This is a genomic window from Streptomyces sp. NP-1717, from assembly GCF_022695985.1.
GTDB lineage: Bacteria > Actinomycetota > Actinomycetes > Streptomycetales > Streptomycetaceae > Streptomyces.
The window spans coordinates 1-18,646 of the sequence record NZ_JAAPBF010000026.1; the positions used below are offsets into that span (position 1 = coordinate 1).

An 18,646-nucleotide genomic window follows, 5' to 3' on the forward strand; every position below is an offset into this window, starting at 1 on the left:
CGCCAGCAGCGGCGACACCGCCGGTTCGTGACGCAGCGGCACGTCGTCGCCGTCGATCTCCAGCGGCACGCCCGCCGAGGTCAGGGCCCGCCGTACCGCGGGGATGGTCCGGCCTCCGGCTCGTACCAGCACCGCCATCTCGCTCCACGGCACGCCCTCTTCAAGATGCGCGCGCCGCAGGATGTCGGCGATGTTCTCCAGCTCGGCCGAGGGGGTCGGGTAGGTGTACGTCTCCACCCGGCCGCCCTCACGCACCGCCGTCAGTTCGCGGTGTGCCCGCACCTTGTCGGCCGGCAGCCGGTTGAGCGGCATCCGGCGGGTGAGCAGCCGGGTCGCGGCGAGGAGATCGGCGCCGGAGCGCCGGGAGGTCGTCAGGACCTCCACCGGGGCGGGACGGCCGTCGGCGCGCGGGAAGGCGTCGGGGAAGTCGAGGATGCCGTTCACGTCGGCGCCCCGGAAGGCGTAGATCGACTGGTCCGGGTCGCCGAACGCGACCAGCGTACGGCCGTGCCCGGCGAGCGCCCCGAGCAGCCGGACCTGCGCCGGGTCGGTGTCCTGGTACTCGTCGACGAAGACGGCGTCGTACCGGTCGGCCAGCCGCTCGGCGACCTCGGGCCGTTCCGCGAGGAGTACGGCGCGGTGGACCAGTTCGGCGTAGTCGAGGACGCCCTGCATGTCGAGGACGTCGAGGTACTCGGCCAGGAAGGACGCCGCCGCCGTCCAGTCGGGCCGCCCCGTACGCCGCGCGAAGACGGACAGGGAATCCGGGCCGAGCCCCAGCTCACGGCTGCGGGCGAGCACCGCGCGCACCTCGTCGGCGAACCCGCGCGTGGTGAGACAGGCCCGCAGCTCGTCGGGCCAGCGGATGTGCGCCAGCCCCTCGCGCTCCAGGTCGAGCTGGCCGGCGAGCAGTTCCCGTACGGCGACGTCCTGCTCCGGTCCCGACAGCAGCCGCAGCGGCTCCGTGAAGAGGTCGGCCTCCTGATGGGCGCGGATCAGGGCGTAACAGAATGAGTGGAACGTGGTCGCCTGCGGCCCCTGCGCGCCGCCCAGCCGGACCGCCGTACGGTCGCGCAGTTCGACCGCCGCCTTGCGGCTGAAGGTGAGGACGAGCATCCGTTCGGGATCGAGGCCGCGCGCGACCCTCGCGGCGACACTCTCGACGAGCGTGGTCGTTTTCCCCGTGCCGGGACCGGCCAGGACGAGCAGCGGTCCGCGGTCATGGTCAACCACCGGACGTTGCGCTGCGTCCAGCACAGGAGGATCCACCGGAGCCGGCGTCGTACGTACCAGTCGGTACGCACCGGAGGTCCGCTGCCGTACCCGACGGTGCGGGGTACGCCCGGTGAAAGAGGAGGAGCTCACGTGGATCGCCGGTCCTGGAGGGGGTGCTGGTGGTGACGGTGCTTTCTGGGGTGTCTGTGCCGCGAGCTGACGAGGCTACGCCGTGGAGCGCCACGGAAGCGGGGAGTCCGTCCGATGGTCCGACGGCCTTCACGGTCACCGCGGTCGCGGCGGTCCCCCCGGTCGCCGGGCCCCGTCGTCAGCCGTACGGTCCCCGGCCGACTCGCAGGACCTCCCGTGACGCGGCGGAATGCCGGAAACTGTCAGGTGTGAGAAGCGTCGCCCGTACCCGCGCCCGTTTCCGGCGGCCGGCCGTCCCATCGCGCCCGTTTCATGTCGAGGCGCGGCAGATGGCCTTCGGTGACGCGCGACGCCTCCCGCAGCGGGGTGCCCTCCTCGCGGTAGTGGGCCAGGGCCCGCAGCTCGTGACCGGCGAGCAGCACACCGTCCGAGCGGACCACACGCCACCAGGGCACGGCCCCGCCGTACAGCGCCATCGCCCGGCCGACCTGGCGCGGGCCGCCCTCGCCCAGCCACTCGGCCACGTCGCCGTACGCCATGACCCGGCCCGGCGGGATCAGGTCGGCGACGTCGAGCACCCGCTCCGCGTACTCGGGCAGTTCTCCGGACACCTCGTCGGGCTCGTCGCTCGTCATCCGTCCCATCCTGCCGCACGGCACCGACAGCCGGTCCGACCGCTCGGCCCGGCCGGGCGGCATGTCCCGCGCACGCGGCGCGGTGTTCCCCAATGCACCCTGATACCCCCCTCTGTCACCCTGGCGTGCCACCATCATCCGGGCGGTGACTGGTGATACGAGATCAAGAAGACACGGACTCGACAAAGGAGCAGGGCGTGCAGCCTCCGACGGTGGCCGGCACCCCTGAGGCCGAGCCACGCCCCGATCCGGCCCCCGGCGACGGCGCGAAGACGGGCGCCGACGCGGGCGCCGACACCGGCAGCGAGGGCGGCAGCGACACCGGCACCGCCCGCGAAACCCCCCGAGCCCACGCCGGCCGAGCGGACACCGACGACACCGACGAGACCGGCACCGACGGCGGGAGCCGCCGGGGCGTCCCTCCGGGCAGCCACGCCGACCCGCTCTCCGGTGACGAGCCGCTGCTCGCCGCCCGCGTGCACCGCCCGTCCGACCTCCTGCGCCTGCTCATCGGCATCCTCGCCATCGCGATCGTCCTCGGCCTCTCCGCCTTCGCCCACGGCACGACGTCCGGCCTCGAACAGGACATCAGCAAGGGCACCGGCCAGGCCCCCGACCTGCTCGTCAAGGTCGCCGGTCTGATCTCCAGCATCGCCGTGCTGCTCGTCCCGGTCGCCTTCGCGATCGAGCGGCTCATCAAACGCGACGGCCTGCGCATCGCCGACGGCGTCCTCGCCGCCGTCCTCGCGCACGGCGTGACGCTCGCGACCGATCTCTGGGTGGCCCGCGCGGCGCCCGGTTCCATCCAGGACGCGCTGACGCGCGCGCAGCCCGGCGAAGGGCTCACCGACCCCGTACACGGCTATCTCGCGCCCGTCATCGCCTACATGACGGCCGTCGGGATGGCCCGCAGACCCCGCTGGCGCGTGGTCCTGTGGGTGGTGCTGCTGCTCGACGCCTTCGCGATGCTGGTCGCCGGCTACACCACCCCGTTCTCGATCATCCTCACCGTACTGATCGGCTGGACCGTCGCGTACGGCACGCTCTACGCGGTCGGTTCGCCGAACGTACGGCCCACCGGCCAGACCCTGATGGCGGGTCTTCGCCATGTGGGTTTCCGCCCCGTCAGCGCGATGCGCGCGGAGCCCGACGACACCGCCGACTCCACCGAGCAGGGCGAACGGGGCCGCCGCTATCTGGTGACGCTCGACGACGGCCCACCGCTGGACGTCACGGTCGTCGACCGGGAACAGCAGGCACAGGGCTTCTTCTACCGGGTCTGGCGCCGTCTCACCCTGCGCTCGATCAGCACCCGCCGCTCGATCCCCTCCCTGCGCCAGGCCCTGGAGCAGGAGGCGCTCCTCGCGTACGCCGCCATCGCCGCCGGCGCCAACGCGCCCAAGCTGATCGCCACTTCGGAGCTGGGCCCCGACGCCGTCATCCTGGTCTACGAGCACATGGGCGGGCACTCCCTGGACTCGCTGCCGGACGACGAGATCACCGACGAGCTGGTGCGCGGCGCCTGGGAACAGGTCAGGGCGCTCCAGTCGCGCCGTATCGCCCACCGCAGGCTCACCGGCGACGCGCTGCTGGTCGACCGGGACGGCCAGGTGATCGTCACCGATCTGCGCGGCGGCGAGATCGCCGCGGGCGACGTGGTGCTGCGGATGGACATCGCACAGCTCCTCACCACCGTCGGACTGCGGATCGGCGCCGAACGCGCGGTGGCCACCGCCGTGGACGTCCTCGGCCCCGACACCGTCGCCGACTGTCTGCCGCTGCTCCAGCCGATCGCGCTCAGCCGCTCCACGCGCGCGACGCTGCGCCGGCTCGCCCGTGAGCGGTCCCAGCGCGAGCGCGAGGCGGTGCTCCAGGCGTCCCTGGCGGCCAAGCACTCCCGTACGTCGGAGGCGAAGGCACCGGCCACGGACGCCGAGCGCAAGGCGGCCCGCAAGTCGCTGCGCGCCGAGAAGCAGGCGGAGAAGAGGGCGCTGGACGACGCGCAGGAGGGCGCGCGCGAGGAGGACCTACTCTCCCAGATCCGCGCTCAGGTGCTGCTCATCAGGCCGCAGGCACCGGTCGAGCCGGTCAGGCTGGAGCGGATCAGACCGCGCACGCTCTTCAGCTTCATCGCGGGCGCCGTCGCCGCCTACTTCCTGCTGTCGAGCCTCGCCGGGATCGACTTCCGCACCGTCGTCTCGGAGGCGCACTGGGGCTGGGTGGCCGCGGCCGTCCTGTTCTCCTCGCTCAGCTACTTCGCCGCCGCGATGAGCCTGCTCGGCTTCGTGCCGGAGCGCGTGGGCTTCCTGCGTACGGTCGTCGCGCAGGTCGCCGGGTCCTTCGTGAAGATCGTCGCCCCGGCGGCGATCGGCGGTGTGGCGCTCAACACCCGTTTTCTCCAGCGCGCGGGCGTGCGCCCGGGGCTCGCCGTGGCCAGCGTCGGCGCCTCGCAGCTGTTCGGACTCGGCGCGCACATCCTGTTGCTGCTGCTCTTCGGCTATCTCACCGGTACGGAGAAGACGGCCTCCCTCACCCCGTCGAGGACGGTGATCGCCGGCCTGCTGACGGTCGCCGTGCTGGTGCTGGTCGTCACCGCGATCCCGTTCCTGCGCAAGTTCCTGGTGACGCGGCTGCGTTCGCTGTTCGCGGGGGTCGTGCCGCGCATGCTGGACGTGCTCCAGCGGCCCATGAAGCTCGCCACCGGCATCGGCGGCATGCTGCTGCTGACCGGCATGTTCGTGATGTGCCTGGACGCGTCGGTGAGGGCCTTCGACAACGGCGACCACGGGCTGAGCTACGCGAGCGTCGCCGTCATCTTCCTGGCGGGCAACGCGCTGGGGTCGGCCGCTCCGACACCGGGCGGTGTGGGAGCCGTCGAGACGGCGCTGACGGTCGGTCTGGTGGTGACCGGCGGGGTGCCCTCCGAGGTGGCGGTCCCGGCGGTGCTCCTGTACAGGGCGCTGACGCTGTGGCTGCCGGTGCTGCCCGGATGGATCTGCTTCAACCACCTCACCCGCAAGGGAGCCCTCTGAGACCGGTCCCCGGGCCCGGCCACCACTCGGCTGGCCCCCGGGCCGCGCGCCGCTCCCCGCCACGACGCACCATGGGGAGATGCCGATGCCCTTCTTCTCCGCCCCCACCACTCCCGCCGGGCGTCGCCGCCCGGCGCTGACCGCCGTCACCGCCGTCGCTGTCGCCACGCTGCTCGCCGCCGCCGGATGCTCGGGGTCCGACCCGGGTTCCGAGGGTGGTGACCAGGGCGGGCAGAACAGCCGGACCGGCCAGGACGGCCAGAACAGGGCCGACAAGAGCGCCGCACCCGAGGACCTGACGTCCCAGAAACTGGACTGGAAGGCGTGCCCCACCCCGTCGGCGGCCGAGGGCGGCGGTACGGCCCCGTCTCCGCTGCCCGGCGGCACCAAGTGGGAGTGCGCCACCATGACCGCCCCGCTCGACTACGCGAAGCCCAAGGGCGACACGATCCCGCTGGCCCTGATCCGGGCGAGGACGAGCGACCCGGACAAGCGCATCGGCTCCCTCGTCTTCAACTTCGGCGGGCCCGGCGGCTCGGGGGTGACCGGGCTGCCCTCCTTCGGCAAGGACTACGAGAAGCTGCGCACCCGCTACGACCTGGTCAGTTTCGACCCGCGCGGGGTCGGCCGCAGCGAGCCCGTGGAGTGCAAGGACGACAAGCAGCTCGACGCGTACTACGCCAAGGACATGACCCCGGACGACAGTGCCGAGGAGAAGTCGTACGTCGACGGCCTCAAGTGGTACGCCGAGGGCTGCGAGCGGAAGTCCGGCCGGGAACTCCCGTACGTCGGCACGGTCAACGCCGCACGCGACATGGAGCTGATGCGCCAGGTCCTCGGCGACGACAAGCTGAACTACTTCGGTATCTCGTACGGCACCGAACTGGGCGGCGTCTACGCGCACTTGTATCCGAAGTCCGTGGGCCGCACCGTCTTCGACGCCGTCGTGGACCCGACCGAGAGCTCCGAACAGGGCTCGCTCGGCCAGGCCAAGGGCTTCCAGCTCGCCCTGACCAACTTCGCGAAGGACTGCGTGAGCCGTGGCGACGCGTGCACGCTGCCGGGCAGCACCCCGCAGGAGATCGAGAACTTCGTCGTCGGGCTGCTCGACCGGCTCGACAAGAAGCCCATCAACGCCCTCGGTGCCCGCAAGCTCACCCAGACACAGGCCACCAACGGCATCGCCCAGGCGCTCTATTCGAAGGAGTACTGGCCGCTGCTCGAACAGGGGCTGGACGAGGCCGACGGCGGCAGCGGCGCGCTTCTGCTCGTCCTGTCGGACGCGATGAACGGCCGCGACGAGAAGGGCCGTTACAGCAACATCCAGTCGGCCAACGCGGCCGTCAACTGCGTCGACTCCAAGCAGCGTTACACGCTCGCGCAGACGAAGGCCAAGCTCGCCGAGTTCCGCGAGGTGTCGCCGGTCTTCGGCGACTTCCTCGGCTGGGGACTGCTGGGCTGTTCCGAGTGGCCGGTGCCGGGCGAGCGGGACAAGCCCGACGTCAGCGCGCCGGGGGCGGCCCCGATCCTGGTCATCGGCAACACCGGTGACCCGGCGACGCCCTACGAGGGCGCCCGGGCGATGGCGAAGGCGCTCGGCAAGGGCGTCGGCGTCGAGCTGACGTACGAGGGCCAGGGGCACGGCGCGTACAACAGCGGCAGCACGTGCGTGCAGAACGCCGTCAACGGCTATCTGCTGGACGGCAAGGTGCCGAAGGACGGAACGGTCTGCAAGTGACCCCGTGAGGTGGCGGGGCGCCCGCATACGCAGGAGGCCGGTCCACGCGTGGCGTGGACCGGCCTCCTGCGTAGGACCCTCGGTCAGTAGATCGGCTTCTCCGGCTCGATCTGGTTGACCCAGCCGACGACCCCGCCGCCCACGTGCACGGCGTCCGCGAATCCCGCCGACTTCAGCACCGCGAGCACTTCCGCACTGCGGACACCCGTCTTGCAGTTCAAGACGATCTTCTTGTCCTGCGGCAGATCCTGGAGCGCGTTCCCCATCAGGAACTCGTTCTTCGGGATCAGCTTGGCGCCCGGGATGGAGACGATCTCGAACTCGTTCGGCTCCCGCACATCGATGAGTTCGATGTTCTCGCCGTCGTCGAGCCACTCCTTGAGCTGCTTCGGAGTGATCGTCGAACCGGCCGCCGCCACCTGCGCCTCCTCGGACACGACGCCGCAGAAGGCCTCGTAGTCGATGAGTTCGGTGACGGTCGGGTTCTCGCCGCAGACCGCGCAGTCGGGGTCCTTGCGGACCTTGACCTGGCGGTACTGCATCTCCAGCGCGTCGTAGATCATCAGACGGCCGAGCAGCGGCTCGCCGATGCCCGCGAGGAGCTTGATCGCCTCGTTGACCTGGATGGACCCGATCGACGCGCACAGGACGCCGAGCACGCCGCCCTCGGCGCAGCTCGGGACCATGCCGGGCGGCGGCGGCTCCGGGTACAGGCAGCGGTAGCAGGGACCGTGCTCGGACCAGAAGACGCTCGCCTGACCGTCGAAGCGGTAGATCGAGCCCCATACGTACGGCTTGCCCAGCAGCACACACGCGTCGTTGACCAGATAGCGGGTGGCGAAGTTGTCCGTGCCGTCCACGATCAGGTCGTACCGGGAGAAGATCTCCATCACGTTCTCGGACTCCAGCCGCTCCTCGTGGAGGACGACCTCCACCAGCGGGTTGATGCCGAGGACGGAGTCACGCGCGGAAGCGGCCTTCGAGCGGCCGATGTCCGCCTGACTGTGGATGATCTGCCGCTGGAGATTCGACTCGTCGACCTCGTCGAACTCCACGATGCCGAGTGTTCCGACACCGGCCGCGGCCAGATACATCAGCGCGGGCGAGCCGAGCCCGCCGGCGCCCACGACGAGCACCTTCGCGTTCTTCAGCCGCTTCTGCCCGTCCATCCCGACGTCCGGGATGATCAGGTGACGGGAGTACCTGCGGACCTCGTCGACGGTGAGCTCGGCAGCGGGCTCGACCAGGGGTGGCAGCGACACAGGGACCTCAACAGGGGATTGGTCGGTTGGTCAGTACGTTTGTTCCTTCAGTAACACTGCCACGCGCCTTCTCATTCCGAGACACCTGGTCCGATCTGCGAGACGATTTCGTCCCAGTAGCCGGGCAGGGCCGCGAACGGGCTCTGCTGTCCCGTCCGCTCGTCGTGATCGCCGCGGTCGGTGAAGAAGATCGTGCCCGCGCCCTGCCGGCGCGCGATCCCCATCGCCTCGTCCAGATCGCCGCGCGGCACGCCGTGGACGAGGTGCGCGAAGCGCTCGGGCGGATGGTCCGCCGTCCACCCGGCCGCCCGTGACCGGCGATAGTCGCTCCACGGCCCGCGGAAGGTGACCAACTGGTCGGCGATCCCGGCGTATCCGGGGTGCGGATGCGTGCCGTGGCCGAGGACCAGATGCCCGCGGTGGGCGACCGTGCCGAGCGTCGCCGCCGCGCGCCGGACATCGGGGAGGTACGAGGCCTCCGCCGGACAGCGGTCCAGGTAGAAGCCGTCGACGCGGTACCAGTCGTGGAAGTCGTGCGCGTCGGAGACGATCTCGCCGAAGCTCCGGGCGCCGTACGCGAGATCGAGATGTCCGAGCACCCGCACGCCGGCGTTCCTGAGCCGGCCGGCGGCTTCCAGGCAGTGCGGGTCCGGCATGGTGCCGGGCCCGTCGGCGACGTTGAGCACGGCCCAGTGCAACGGCGTGCCGGGACGCGTCAGTTCGGCCCACTCGACCCGGGCGAGCAGCGGATGCGCGTAACCGGGGACGCCGAAGCCGAGCCCGGCGGCCCCGGTGGCCGGCAGGCTGTCTCCGGCGGTCGTCAGATGCGACATGCCGCCTCCATCCAGATGTCGGCGAGCGACTCCTCCAGGTTGATACGGGGCCGCCAGCCGAGCCGGTCGCGCGCGGTGCGGACGTCGGCCTGCTGCCAGCCGCCGCAGCCGTCGGGGTACGGGAACGGGCCGGCGCCCAGCTGCTCCGCCGGGTGCTCCCCGCGCGGCGGGCCGACGGTGGCGTGCGCCGGGCGCGGGGAGCCGGTGGGCGCGTCCAGTTCGTGCAGGGCGCCGCCGTATCCGGCGACCCTCGCGAGGACGGCGGCGGCGTCCCGGAGCCGGACCGCGCGCCCCGTCCCGATGTTGACGACGCCCTGCGCCGCCGAGAGCGACGCGGCGTGCACGGCCCGGGCCACGTCCCGTACGTCGACGAAGTCTCGCTGTACGCCGAGGCCGCCGAGCTTCAGCTCGCCGTCGCCGGACTGCATGGCGCGGCGCATGGCCTCGGCGAGCCTGCCGAGCGGGGAGCCCGCGGGCGTGCCGGGGCCGACCGGCGAGAAGACCCGCAGGACGACGGCGTCGAGCCCGGCGCCGAGCACCAGCTCGCTGGCGGCCAGCTTGCTCACGCCGTACGGGCCGCCGGGCCGGGGCACCGCGTCCTCGGCGGTGGACGAGCCGGGCTGGGAGGGCCCGTACTCGGAGGAGCAGCCGAGCTGGACCAGACGGGCACCGCAGCCGCTGCGGCGCAGCGCCTCGCAGACGGTGGCGACGGCGACGGTGTTGTGCCGGATCAGGTCGCGGGCGCCGCCCCGGGTGGCGCCGGCGCAGTTGATGACGACTCCGGGGTGGACGGCGTCCAGGAACCGGGTGAGGGCTCCGGGACTGCCGCCGGCGAGGTCGAACCGTACGTCGGCGTCGTCGCCCCGGCCGAGTGCCGTCAGATGGACGGCGGGATCGGCGAGCAGCCGGTCGGCGACGAAGCGCCCGAGGAAACCGTTGGCACCGAGCAGCAGGACCCTCATCGCGCGGCCCCTTGGTTCCGACGTGTCGGTGCTGAGGGTTGACGGGTCATGTTCTGTCGTCTCCTTCGAGGTGTTGCCGTGTGCTTCGGGTACGCCCGCGGCGTCGGCTCCGCGGGAGGTCTGTGGTGTCCGGGGTGCGGCCCGGAGGGGCGTGCGCCGGAGGCCGGTGGTCCGCCGGTCAGGTGTGGGCCGAGGCCCGGGAGAGGGCGACGGTGGCGTGGATCAGCAGGCCGAGCGCGGCGGCGCCGCAGGCGACGGCCGGTACGGCACCGGCTCCCCCCGCGTCGACGAGGGCCCGGACGGGGGCGGAGAGGGATTCGAGGCCGGGGACGCGGCCCGCCGTCGCGAGGACGAGGGCCAGCGCCTCGACGGCGCAGGCGGTGCCGAGGCCGGTCGCCGCCGCCTTCGGGACGTGGTGGACGGTGAGCAGCCGGGCGAGGAACAGCAGAGCGCCGAGGGCGACGGTCGCGGCGGGATGACCGGTGTCCGCGCCCCGGTCGCCGCCGACGACGAGTTCGGCGAGGACAGCCAGCGCCGTCAGGGTGAGGAGGTACAGCGTGAGCAGGCCCACCAGCGGTGGCCGGGTACGGGAGGCGAAGTCGGCCAGTGCGCGGCTGTCGGCGAGGCCGCGCCGCGCCCGCAGGGAGAGCAGATGGGCGCACCAGGCGGCGGGGGCCACGGCGAACGACAGGGCCACCAGCGGCGCCGCCGCGTCGGTCAGGGGCGACGTCCCGTGCGGGGCGCCGCCGGACAGGCGCAGCAGCCCGTCGCCGTACAGCAGGTACGCCAGCAGCCAGCACACCCGGAGACGGGAGACGCGCGCGGTGCGGCCCTCGACGCGCAGCGGGCCGCGCCGGAGGGCCACGGTGAGCGCGATGGCGAGGGCGACGGCCCCCGCCACAGCTATCGCGGACCGCGCGCCTTCACCGTCGGCTCCGCGCGTGGCGGCGACGGCGACGGCGCACACGGCGCCCGGGAGCAGGGTGCGCAGCGCCCATCCGGCGCGCGGGTCGGCGGAACGAGCCGGGTACGGCGCGGCGTCGGAGGCGTCCGTGCCGTTGTCCGCGGCGCGCGGCACGCGCGCGTACAGCTCCTCGGCGAGGGAGAAGACGTCCCGGTGCCGGAAGCGCGTGGCGGCCCGGTCGGTGACGCCGTGCGCCTCCAGACCGGCGGCGATCTCCAGGGGGTCGACGGCGCGCTCGCACAGTTCGCGATGGCTGTGCATCAGCGTCCTGACGGGGTCGGCCGGTCCCCGTCGCCGCGCGGGCCGGGCCGATCCGGCGGATGTGGTGGGCGCGTCAGACATCGCTCTCCCCCAGGGCCTGTCCGGCGCCCACGGCGACCGCCCCCGCGGGACGCGACTCCGGCACCGCCGCACCGGAGTCCACCGGCCCGGTCAGCGGCGGGGGCGGCGGCATCGACACGGGAGGCACCATCGGTACGGGCGGCGGCATCGGTACGGTCCTGGCCTGCCCGGCGGTCCAGTGCCCGGGTACGTACGCCTCCGCCGGGTTGGCGAACGGCAGCGGCTCGCCGTGCGCGTCCACGGTCTCGGCCGGGCGCCGGACCGGGGCGTGCGAGATCAGCTCCAGATAGATGCCGCGGAACGCCGCCAGGTTCTGCTCGACGGTGAAGAGTTCGAGCGCGCGGGCCCGCGCGGCGGCGCCCAGCCGTTCTCGCCGCACCGGGTCGCGCAACAGCGCGAGACAGGCGTCGGCGAGCGCCCGCGGATTGCGCGGGGGCACTACGAGCCCGGTACCCCCGATGACTTCGACGACCGCGCCGACATCGGTGGAGACCGTCGCGCGCCCGCAGAACATCGCTTCGACCAGGCTGACCGGGAAGCCCTCGACGATGCTGGACAGGACGATCACCCCGCCCGCCGCGTACGCGTCCACCAGCTCCGGCGCGCCGGGCCCGCCGACCTCCTCGAAGGAGACGCGGTTGTCGCCCACAGTGTCCGCGTCGGCCGCCTCGTCGGGGAACAACCGGGCCGCCAGCGCGCGGCAGTGGGTGAGGTACGCCGTCGCCTCCGCGCCCCGCGCCGCGGCGCCGATGATCCTCAGCCGCGCGTCGGGCTCCTCCTTACAGATGTCGGCGAAGGCGTGCAGCAGGGAGATGAGGTCCTTGGCGGGCTCGATCCGGCCGACCCAGACCAGCGTGTTCGGATCGCCGCCGGCGTCACCGGGGCCGGCCCCGCCGGCCTCGTCGCGTTCTCCCAGCGCCGCGAAGCGCTCCGTCTCCATGCCGGGGTAGACGGTGCGCAGTTTCGCCCGGTCGGCTCCGCAGCGCTCCTGCCAGCGCCGGGCGTGGGTGTTGCCCGGGGTGATGACGGCGGCCTGGCCGTAGACCTCGGCGGCGAGCCGGCCCTGGAAGGCCGCGAGCAGGGCGCGTACCGGCGCGCGCAGGGGCGTGTCCCCGCCGGGTCCGGCGGCCAGGTAGTGGGCGCGGAGTCGGACGCCGTACTCGGTGACCAGCAGCGGCACCCCGAAGAAGCGTTTGGCCACAAGCCCCGGCAGGGCGGCGGATCCGCCGGTCGTCGCGTGACAGAGGTCGGCGCCGCCGAGCCCGTCGTCGTCGTACCAGTCGAGGGAGAGCGGGCGCAGGGCGCGCTCCAACTGGTCGGCGAAGACCAGGTAGTCGGGGACGGTGGCACCGCCCACGCTCCGGCGTGCGCCGGAGGCGTGGCAGGCGGTCTCCAGGATGCGTACGGCTGTCTCCGAGCGCAGGGCCGTGGGCAGCCCCCCGTGCTCGTGCGCGAGTTCGGCGAGCCCGTACAGCCCCTCGGCGAAGGCGCTCGCTGCGGACGCGTCGTCGTCCGCGCCCCGCGCCGCCTGTCCGTCCGGGGCGCAGACGGCGGTGATCAGCTCCCCGAAGTGCCCGGCGAAGCGCCGCCGTTCACGCCGGCCGTACGCCCTCCCGTCGCCCCGCGCGGACCAGAGCGCCGCCGTGCGCACCCGCTGTACGGAGGGCGGCAGCTGGATCCAGCCGGTGGCCTCCTGGTGGGCGCTGCGGCTGAGCGCGTAGATGTCGAACTCGTGCGGTGCGAGCCCGCGCACGAGCCGGTCGCACCACAGCCTGGACTCACCCGTCGCGTACGGGTAGCCACCGTCCGTAAGCAGTCCGATCCGCACGAGTACACCCCCGATCTCCCTGGTGGGAAGCCGCCGTTGGTTCGACGACTCGCAGCGGGACGACCGTAAGCGGACATGACGGTGCGACGGCGGACGGTTGTCCGCCGCACCACCGGAAGGGGTGAAAACGCGTGACTTTCCCACCGCGGTAGCGTTTCGTCGCGGTAGGGAATCATCGGGTCACGCTGCGTCAAGCTGCGGCCGATGCCTCAACCGCCGGGGAACACCCAGGGGTTGGGCCTGCACTTCACGCCGTCGAGGTTGAGCGTCTTGGTCTGCTGCTGCATCACGGGGGCGAGCGAGCCCGGCGTCCGGCAGCTCACGTGGTCGTGCCCGAGCCGGTGCCCGATCTCGTGGTTGATCAGCATCTGCCGGTAGGCGAGCATCGCCTTGGCGCCGTACGTCTTGGCCCCCTGCGCCCAGCGGAACGCGTTGATCATGACGCGGTCGGTCGCGGCGGAGTCGCAGGACACGTTGTCGACGGTGGTGTCCAGACCGGACTTGGCGCACCACTCGGCCGTGGTCCCCGGACTGGCCAGGGTGATCACGAAGTCGGGCGAGCCACCGGCGATCCGCTCGAAGGTCATGGCCCCGTCGTGGGCCCAACTCCGGTCGTCGTTCAGGGTCTTCTGCACGGCGTCGGCGAACAGGTCGCGGTCGAGACCGAGGCCCTTCTCGACATCGATCCGGTAGCGGACCTTGCGCCCCTCGCCGGGCGCCTTCGCCAGTCCGGGCACCGCCTCGAACTCGCCCGAGCCCTTCAGATCGGCGGCCAGCGGGAACTGCCTGGCCATCAACTGGCCGTAGGTGGGCGGCAGCGCCGGGGCCTCGGCCACGGGCTCCTTCGGCGTCGGCCTGCCGTCCGAGCGCGAGGCGGCGCCCTCGCCGTCGCGGGCGAGCCCGCCGGAGGGCTGCGCGCCGGCGCGCGGTTCCCCGCGGTCGGTGACCTGACCGGCCACCACGACGACGAGCACGGTGGTCACGGCCGCCGCGGCGATCCCGGTGAAGGTGCGGCCCAGACCGCCCTTGGCGGGCCGCTCTCCGTCGGCGTCCGGGGCGGCGTCACTGTCGTCGTCCCGGTCCGAGCCGCGGCCCGAACCGTCCGCGGAGCCCGCGCGGGGCCGGCTGTTCTCGTCGTCCCAGTCGGTGACGGGCGCGTACGGATCGGGCCGCCACCGCGCGGCGTCGACGTCCGTACCACTGCCGGCGCCGGATCCGGACGGAGGGGGCGGCACGTCGAAGGCGTCGATGAACTCACGGCGCGGTCCCGGCACTTGGCGCTGCCCGGCCGGTGCCGAGGGCGTCTGCCTGCCCTGCGGCTGTTGCGGATGCCTGGGGCCCGGCGCGCCGCCGCCCTGCCAGTCCTCGTAGCGCTGCTGACCCCAGCCGCCGCCCGGTTCGCGGTGCTCGGGATGCCCGCCGCGTACCTGCGGCACGCCGTGCGCGGGGGTGCCGTAGGCCGGCGGTGCGGCGTGGTCCCGCCCGCCGGGAGACGGCGCGGCGGGAGCGTCCCGATGGCCGGCCGCGGGGCCGGCGGGAGCCCGCTTCTTGCCGCCGGATCCCTGGGGTGCGGGGCCTTTACGGCTGTGTCGTCCCACGCCCAGGATCAGCTCCCGCCACTGTCGTTGTCGTTCTCGCTGCCACTGCCGCCGTCGTCGCGTACGACCGCGTCGTCTCTACCGTAACTACGGCCGGCACGGTCGTTCGTCTCACCCCGCGCACCGCACGCCGCGCCGTCCGACTCCACGATGAGGTCGCGCGCGGCCTCGGCGACCGCCCCGGGGTACTCCATCATGGCAACATGCCCGGCGTCCGGAAGCGTCAGGAGCCGCGAATCCCGGAAAGCCGCCGACGCCTTTCGTGCCATTCGGTAGGAAACGAGCTGATCCCGCCCTCCGTAGACGAGGAGCGTCGGCGCGAGGACCCGTTCGGCCTGCCGCCACAGCCCCTGCTGTCCACCGAGGGTGTACGCGTCGACGATGCCCCGCGCGGAGCGGGTCATCGCCTCCCAGAAGTGCGGAAGGCGCTGCCGCCGCTCCATCTCCTCGACCGCGTGCCGCAGCCCTTCCTCCGAGACCCGGCCGGGGTCTCCGTAACAGAGGGCCATCACCCCGCGCGTGCGCTGCTCGGCGGTCCACTCGCGCGTCATCCGCCCGAACAGCGCGGCGACCCCCGGCACCGCGAGCAGGGCGGTCGGCAGGGCGTTGCGCTGCACACGGATCTCGGGGAGCGCGGGCGAGACGAGGGTGAGGGTGCGCACCAGGTCGGGGCGGGCGGCGGCGATCCGGGTGGTGACGGCGCCGCCGAGGGAGTTGCCGAGGAGGTGCACCGGACCGTGGCCACTCGCGTCGAGGAGCCGGATCACGGCCCGCGCGTGGGCCGTGACGGAGTAGTTGCGGTCCTCGGGCGGCGGGGAGTCCCCGAAGCCGGGCAGGTCGACCGCCTCGCCGTCGACCACGTCGGCCAGCAGCGGCATCAGGTCGGACCAGTTCTGCGAGGAGCCGCCGAGGCCGTGCACGTACAGGGCGCGCGGCAGTCCGGCGCGCGTCGGGGGCCGTGAGCGCACGTTCAGGGTCAGCCCGGGCAGGGCCACCGTACGCAGCCGCTCACCTTCGGCGACCCGGACGGTACTCACGCGCGGTACGGCGGCGGCGAGGGTTTCCGGCAGCTCGGTCGAAGACATGCGGGCAATGTTACGAGACGATCACGCGCCGGTTCGCGTGTTCGCCGTCACAGGACATATAGCGTCCGGGGTCCGGACCTCCTACCCTCGTAAGTAGGCGTAGTCATTCGCCCCATTTCGCGAATGACTACGGACGGAAGACGACCGGAGAAGGAAAGGGCGCCCCATGGCGGCGGACCCGAACGGCCCGGACACATTCCCGAACGACACCGACGGCGAGGAACGGACCGCCGGGACGGATTCCGGCGAACTCGAAGAGATCGACGAGGAGACCCCGGAGGCCGACGCCGCCGAGCAGCACCGGGACGTGCGGCCGGAGGGCGACGATCCGCAGGCCCCCCTCAATACGACCGAAGCGGACGAGGCGGACGCCGCCGAGCAGGCGCGTATCGTCTCCCTCGACGAGGACGACTACCGCTGAGCGTGTGCTCAGGACCGGGTCCGCCTTTTGTCAGCATTGGATACTTTTCTCCGCCGCGGTATACGGGTCCGGACGGATATCCGGCTTCCCGACCGTCCGGTCCGTGAAATTCTGCGACCTGACCACGCACAGCCGGGATACCCAAAAGTACGATGGCAAGGCGGCGCACAGCGCGCACGGAACGATTCTGGGAGGCGGCGTGACAGCCATAGAGCAGACCGAGGCGGCGCGCCCGCGAGGGACGCGCCTGCCACGCCGCGCTCGGCGCAATCAGCTTCTGGGCGCGGCTCAGGAAGTCTTCGTCGCACAGGGGTACCACGCCGCGGCGATGGACGACATCGCGGAACGGGCCGGAGTCAGCAAGCCCGTCCTCTACCAGCACTTCCCCGGGAAGCTGGACCTCTACCTGGCGCTGCTCGACCAGCACTGCGAGGCGCTGCTGCACGCGGTGCGTACAGCCCTGGCGTCGACGACGGACAACAAGCTCCGGGTCGCGGCCACGATGGACGCGTACTTCGCCTACGTCGAGGACGAGGGCGGCGCGTTCCGCCTGGTCTTCGAGTCCGACCTGACGAACGAGCCGGCGGTGCGCGAGCGCGTCGACCGCGTCGCGCTCCAGTGCGCGGAGGCGATCTCCGACGTGATCGCCTCGGACACGGGCCTCTCCAAGGAGGAGTCCATGATGCTGGCCGTCGGCCTCGGCGGCGTCTCCCAGGTGGTGGCCCGCTACTGGCTCTCCAGCGAGTCGGTCATCCCCCGCGACAAGGCCGTGGAACTTCTCACCTCGCTCGCCTGGCGCGGCATCGCCGGATTCCCGCTGCACGGCAGCGAGCAGCACCCGGGCGCCTGACCCGGTCCGTGTTCGCTGCGGGCGTGCCCCGCCACCGTCCTGAGCATCGTCCCGCCGGGCTAATGTGTGCCGGGTACCGCGCGGTTGACCGCGCAACGCACCGAACCGTTCGGAGGGACATAGCGGTGGAGGTCAAGATCGGCGTGCAGCACACGCCCCGCGAGATCGTTCTGGAGAGCGGGCAGTCCGCCGAGGAGGTCGAGAGCGCCGTCGGCGACGCACTCGCCGGCAAGGCGAAGCTGCTCAGCCTCACGGACGAGAAGGGGCGGAAGGTGCTCGTACCGGCCGAACGGATCGCGTACGTGGAGATCGGCGAGCCGACGACACGGCGAGTGGGCTTCGGCACTCTCTAGGGCGACCGGTCCGAGGCGGGCGCGACAGCATCACGGTGACACAGGAGTGGCCCGGCGGGGATCCCGCCGGGCCACTCCTTCGTCGTCTCTTCGGATCGCGGAGGGTTGTTCCGCGCACACTCCGGGTAGACCGGGCTACGACCGAATTGCCGGCGCGCCTCGTGAGGTGAACAGCAGTGATCTTGGAAGCTCTCGGCGCGATCCTGCTCGGACTCGGTGCCTCGTGGGCCGCGCTCCAGCGACTGCCCCACCGGCTGCCCTCCCGCCGCCTCGTGCTCGCCGCGGGATCCCTCGGCTCCCTCTTCGGCGCGGTGCTCACGCACGCGGCCCTCGGTCCCGGTCACGCCGTCGCGACGCTGATCGGCGCGGTGGCCGTCGGGGCGGTCCTGCTCTCGCTGCTGCTCCGCCCCGCGGGCCACGGCCTGCGCCGGCCGATGCCTTCCTGACGCCCCGGCCCGCGGGCGGACCGCCCCCGGGCGGGAAGCCTCAGGCCGCCAGCCCCAGCGCCGCCATCCGCTTGGTGTGCGCCTCGGTGATCCGCGAGAACATCCGGCCGACCTCGGCCAGGTCGAAGCCATCGGCGACCCCGCCCACCAGCATCGTCGAGAGCGCGTCCCGGTCGGCCACCACGCGCTGCGCCTGGGACAGCGCCTCGCCCATCAGCCGGCGGGCCCAGAGCGCGAGCCGTCCGCCGACCCTCGGCTCGGCCTCGATCGCCGCCCGGACCTTCTCGACCGCGAAATTGCCGTGCCCCGTGTCGTCGAGCACGGCGAGCACCAGATCGCGGGTGTCGGAGTCCAGCCGTGCGGCCACCTCGCGGTAGAAGTCACTGGCGATCGAGTCGCCCACATACGCCTTGACCAGGCCCTCCAGCCAGTCCGACGGCGCGGTCTGGCGGTGGAAGTCGTCCAGCGCGGCGGCGAAGGGGTCCATGGCGCCCGTGGGATCGGCGTCGATTTCACCGAGCCGGTCGCGCAGCCTCTCGAAATGGTGGAATTCGGCGGAGGCCATCTTCGCGAGTTCCGCCTTGTCGTCCAGCGTCGGCGCGAGTTTGGCGTCCTCGGCGAGCCGCTCGAAAGCCGCCAGTTCGCCGTAGGCGAGTGCTCCCAGCAGATCCACGACCGCGGCCCGGTACTTCGGATCGGCGGAGGCGGCCGCCCAGTCCTGGGCGGCGATCCCGGTGAGTTCCGAGGGCGCGGATCCGGGTGTGGACTTGGGGGCAGTGGCGTTGTCAGACGTCTCCATGGAGCGCACAATAGCCCGCTCCGCGCACCGCGTAAGGGCCTGGTCAGTGACTGCTCTCATACCGTTCCGACGAATTCGTCCAACACACATGCGCGATTCCGGGGTACAGTGGTAATGCGCCTGCCGAGTATTC

The 18,646-nt window shown here is 72.5% G+C and carries 16 protein-coding genes; 6 read left to right on the forward strand and 10 right to left on the reverse strand.

Translation table 11 applies throughout. The annotated features are described in order from the left end of the window. Positions 1 to 1,365 (reverse strand): ATP-dependent helicase (locus tag GXP76_RS08380; RefSeq protein ID WP_242570805.1); only part of this gene is annotated, 1,365 nt, incomplete at its 3' end. A gap of 242 nt (positions 1,366 to 1,607) precedes the next feature. Next, positions 1,608 to 2,000: an MGMT family protein gene (locus GXP76_RS08385; RefSeq protein WP_374360212.1), complete on the reverse strand. Its 393-nt coding sequence runs from the start codon at positions 1,998 to 2,000 to the stop codon at positions 1,608 to 1,610. Between the two features lie 197 nt (positions 2,001 to 2,197). On the opposite strand from GXP76_RS08385, the gene GXP76_RS08390 reads away from it, so the two are divergent. Beyond that, on the forward strand, positions 2,198 to 5,032 hold the full coding sequence (locus GXP76_RS08390) for a lysylphosphatidylglycerol synthase transmembrane domain-containing protein (protein ID WP_242570806.1): 2,835 nt from the start codon (positions 2,198 to 2,200) through the stop codon (positions 5,030 to 5,032). A 79-nt stretch (positions 5,033 to 5,111) separates the two neighbouring features. After that, a complete protein-coding gene (locus tag GXP76_RS08395) occupies positions 5,112 to 6,770 on the forward strand; it encodes an alpha/beta hydrolase (RefSeq protein WP_374360216.1) in 1,659 nt (552 codons plus the stop codon). Positions 6,771 to 6,853: 83 nt separating this feature from the next. Here GXP76_RS08395 and moeZ read toward each other — a convergent pair whose 3' ends face one another. The 7 genes from moeZ to GXP76_RS08430 all read right to left on the reverse strand — a co-directional run bounded on the left by moeZ (position 6,854) and on the right by GXP76_RS08430 (position 15,644). Continuing rightward, complete coding sequence (gene moeZ, locus GXP76_RS08400) at positions 6,854 to 8,032, reverse strand: adenylyltransferase/sulfurtransferase MoeZ (protein WP_242570807.1); 1,179 nt, start codon at positions 8,030 to 8,032, stop codon at positions 6,854 to 6,856. Positions 8,033 to 8,103: 71 nt separating this feature from the next. Further along, entirely contained in the window at positions 8,104 to 8,865 is a 762-nt protein-coding gene (locus tag GXP76_RS08405) for a spherulation-specific family 4 protein (RefSeq protein WP_242570808.1), read from the reverse strand. Beyond that, on the reverse strand, positions 8,853 to 9,827 hold the full coding sequence (locus GXP76_RS08410) for an NAD-dependent epimerase/dehydratase family protein (RefSeq protein ID WP_242570809.1): 975 nt from the start codon (positions 9,825 to 9,827) through the stop codon (positions 8,853 to 8,855). Before GXP76_RS08410 ends, GXP76_RS08405 begins: the two co-directional genes overlap by 13 nt. Before the next feature lie 178 nt (positions 9,828 to 10,005). Then, positions 10,006 to 11,133, reverse strand: a complete 1,128-nt coding sequence (locus GXP76_RS08415) for a hypothetical protein (protein ID WP_242570810.1) — start codon at positions 11,131 to 11,133, stop codon at positions 10,006 to 10,008. Continuing rightward, positions 11,126 to 12,961 carry a DUF3492 domain-containing protein gene (locus GXP76_RS08420; protein WP_242570811.1) on the reverse strand — a complete coding sequence of 612 codons (1,836 nt, stop codon included), beginning with the start codon at positions 12,959 to 12,961 and terminating at the stop codon, positions 11,126 to 11,128. Before GXP76_RS08420 ends, GXP76_RS08415 begins: the two co-directional genes overlap by 8 nt. Before the next feature lie 209 nt (positions 12,962 to 13,170). Then, positions 13,171 to 14,559 (reverse strand): DUF3152 domain-containing protein, encoded by a 1,389-nt coding sequence (locus GXP76_RS08425; RefSeq protein WP_242570812.1) that lies wholly within the window; start codon positions 14,557 to 14,559, stop codon positions 13,171 to 13,173. Between the two features lie 8 nt (positions 14,560 to 14,567). Beyond that, positions 14,568 to 15,644 (reverse strand): alpha/beta fold hydrolase, encoded by a 1,077-nt coding sequence (locus GXP76_RS08430; RefSeq protein WP_242570813.1) that lies wholly within the window; start codon positions 15,642 to 15,644, stop codon positions 14,568 to 14,570. Positions 15,645 to 15,810: 166 nt separating this feature from the next. On the opposite strand from GXP76_RS08430, the gene GXP76_RS08435 reads away from it, so the two are divergent. The 4 genes from GXP76_RS08435 to GXP76_RS08450 all read left to right on the forward strand — a co-directional run bounded on the left by GXP76_RS08435 (position 15,811) and on the right by GXP76_RS08450 (position 17,714). Next, positions 15,811 to 16,065 carry a hypothetical protein gene (locus GXP76_RS08435; RefSeq protein WP_242570814.1) on the forward strand — a complete coding sequence of 85 codons (255 nt, stop codon included), beginning with the start codon at positions 15,811 to 15,813 and terminating at the stop codon, positions 16,063 to 16,065. Positions 16,066 to 16,264: 199 nt separating this feature from the next. Further along, entirely contained in the window at positions 16,265 to 16,915 is a 651-nt protein-coding gene (locus tag GXP76_RS08440; RefSeq protein WP_147873983.1) for a TetR/AcrR family transcriptional regulator, read from the forward strand. Positions 16,916 to 17,040: 125 nt separating this feature from the next. Next, positions 17,041 to 17,268, forward strand: coding sequence for a DUF3107 domain-containing protein (locus tag GXP76_RS08445; protein WP_078075210.1), 228 nt, complete (start codon positions 17,041 to 17,043; stop codon positions 17,266 to 17,268). 176 nt (positions 17,269 to 17,444) lie between these two features. Further along, on the forward strand, positions 17,445 to 17,714 hold the full coding sequence (locus GXP76_RS08450) for a hypothetical protein (protein ID WP_147873984.1): 270 nt from the start codon (positions 17,445 to 17,447) through the stop codon (positions 17,712 to 17,714). Positions 17,715 to 17,754: 40 nt separating this feature from the next. Here the strand turns inward: GXP76_RS08450 and GXP76_RS08455 are convergent, their stop codons facing one another. Further along, complete coding sequence (locus GXP76_RS08455) at positions 17,755 to 18,513, reverse strand: ferritin-like fold-containing protein (RefSeq protein WP_277993131.1); 759 nt, start codon at positions 18,511 to 18,513, stop codon at positions 17,755 to 17,757. Between the last annotated feature and the right edge of the window lie 133 nt (positions 18,514 to 18,646).